Origin of the sequence: Brevundimonas sp. (genome assembly GCF_031082345.1) — a bacterium.
Taxonomy (GTDB): Bacteria; Pseudomonadota; Alphaproteobacteria; order Caulobacterales; family Caulobacteraceae; genus Brevundimonas.
The window spans coordinates 1-2332 of the sequence record NZ_JAVHLH010000337.1; the positions used below are offsets into that span (position 1 = coordinate 1).

Annotated in this window: 3 protein-coding genes; all 3 read left to right on the top strand. The window is 70.6% G+C overall.

Going from position 1 to position 2332, the window contains the following annotated elements; genetic code table 11:
- Positions 1-10: 10 nt before the first annotated feature.
- Positions 11-946, top strand: a complete 936-nt coding sequence (ftsY, locus tag RDU12_RS14970) for a signal recognition particle-docking protein FtsY (RefSeq protein WP_300292877.1) — start codon at positions 11-13, stop codon at positions 944-946.
- Positions 947-949: 3 nt separating this feature from the next.
- On the top strand, positions 950-1648 hold the full coding sequence (locus tag RDU12_RS14975) for an inner membrane-spanning protein YciB (protein ID WP_300292879.1): 699 nt from the start codon (positions 950-952) through the stop codon (positions 1646-1648).
- 86 nt (positions 1649-1734) lie between these two features.
- The gene (locus RDU12_RS14980; protein WP_308685434.1) at positions 1735-2310 is read left to right on the top strand and encodes a MarR family transcriptional regulator; all 576 of its coding nucleotides are present in this window, start codon (positions 1735-1737) and stop codon (positions 2308-2310) included.
- The last annotated feature ends 22 nt before the right edge of the window (positions 2311-2332 follow it).

Consider the following 2332-nt stretch of genomic DNA (forward strand, 5'->3'; position numbering starts at 1 on the left):
AAGCCACCTCATGAACGACGCGCCCAAAAAAGGCTGGCTCTCGCGCCTGAGCGAGGGCCTGTCCCGCTCCTCCAAACAGATGACCGAGCAGGTCGTCGCCGCCTTCGTCAAGGAACCCCTGTCCGAGGCCGCGCTCGAGGGGCTGGAAGAGCATCTGCTGGAAAGCGACCTCGGCCCCGCCGCGACCGACCGCATCGTGGCCCGCTTCCGCGAGCTGCGCTTCGGGGCCGGCGCCAACGAGCGCGAGGTCAAGGAGGCCCTGGCCGAGGCCGTCGCCGCCGAACTGGTCAACCACGAGGCCCGCTACGAGCCGCTGAACGGGCCGAAACCCTTCGTCACCCTGTTCGTCGGGGTCAACGGCTCGGGCAAGACCACCACCCTGGGCAAGATCGCCGCCGATCTGACCGGTCAGGGGGCCAGGGTCATGGTCGTGGCCTGCGACACCTTCCGCGCCGCCGCCCGCGAACAGCTCAAGGTCTGGTCCGAGCGCGCCGGGGCGACCTTCGAGAGCCGACGCGACGGGGCCGATCCCGCCGGCCTCGCCTTCGACGCCTACACCCGGGCCAAGGCGGAAGGCTATGACGTGGTCCTGATCGACACCGCCGGACGGCTGCAGAACAAGTCGGCCCTGATGGACGAACTGCTCAAGATCGTCCGGGTGCTGAAGAAGATCGACCCCGAGGCCCCGCACGAGACCCTGCTGGTGCTCGACGCCACCGTCGGCCGCAACGCCCTGGCCCAGGAACAGATCTTCGGCCGCACCGCCTATGTCTCCGGCCTGGTCATGACCAAGCTGGACGGCACCGCCCGTGGCGGCGTTCTGGTGCCGGTGGCCCAGGCCTCGGACGCCCCGATCAAGCTGATCGGCGTCGGCGAGGGCGTCGATGACCTGCAACCCTTCGACGCCCGGGCCTTTTCACGCTCTCTGGTGGGGCTCGAGGACTGACGCATGACCGAACCCGCCGCTCCCGCTCCGTCCCCGGCTCCGAAGAAGGAGTCGAACCTGCGCCAGCTGGTCGATTTCGGCGGCCTGCTGGCCTTCGGCCTCGCCTTCCTCGTCTTCCGCCTGCGCGGGCTCGAGGGCGACGCGGCCCTGGTCAACGCCACCTGGTTCCTGGTGGCCGGCTCGGCCGTCGGCGTCGCGGTCGGCCTGATCGTCGAGAAGCGGCTGGCCCTGCTCCCGCTGCTGGTCGGCGGCTTCGCCCTCGTCTTCGGCCTGCTGACCCTGCTCACCGGCGACGGCCTCTGGGTCAAGCTGAAGGTCACCATCCTCAACGCCAGCCTCGCCGTCGCCCTGCTCGGCGGGCTGGTGATGGGCAAGCAGCCGCTGCGGGCCCTGCTCGGCACGGTCATTCCGATCAACGACCGGGCCTGGCGCACCCTCACCTTCCGCTACGGCCTGTTCTTCCTCGCCGTGGCGATCACCAATGAGCTGGTGCGCAGCGAGGCCCTGGTCGGCTGGGGCGCCCAGCAGCTGGGGCGCGCCGATGTCGATCCGGCCGATGTCTGGGTCAGCTTCCGCGGCGTGCTGTGGATCGCCTCCTCGGTGTTCGGCCTGTCGCAGGTGCCGCTGATCATGCGCAACCTGACCTCGAGCGACAAACCGGTCGATCCGATGGCCCCGGCCGAGCCCGACCGGGCCCCCTGAGGCAAATCGCCCGCCCGCGGATCGTCCGTCGTCAAACCGTAAAGCGCGGCTGCTACCTGTAAGGTGAAGCCGAGGGGATACGGTCGATGGTCAAGTCCAGCAACAAGGCCCGACGCGGCGGTCTCGCCGCCTCGCCCAGCCACCTGATGCACCGCGCCCTGCAGCTGGCGCTCGACATCTACGCCGAGGAAGCCGGGTCGGACGGCCTGACCCAGCGCCAGTTCGCCGTGCTGGAGGCGGTGTCGCACCGGTCCGGCCTGACCCAGACCGACCTGGTCCGCGCCACCGGCATCGACCGCTCGACCCTCGCCGACCTCGTCGCCCGCATGACCACCAAGGGGCTGCTGGAGCGCGAGCGTTCGACCATCGACGCCCGGGCCAAGGCGGTGCGCCTGTCCGAGGCCGGCGCCGCCGCCCTGGAGGCCGCCCGCCCGAAGGTCGAGGCCGCCGACAAACGCATCCTCGCCCTGCTGCCCAAGGCCAAGCGCGACGGCTTCCTCGCCCGCCTCGCCGAACTCGCCGGCGCGGCCGACGCGGCGCCCGACAAGGCCCGGGCCGAGCTCAAGGCCGCGAAAAAGGCCGCCCGCGACGCCAAGAAGGCCGGCAAGCAGGCGAAAAAGGCCGACAAGGCGCCCAAGCTCAAGCTGGTGGAGCCGGCCTAGTCTTCCTTCTCCCCTTGGGGGA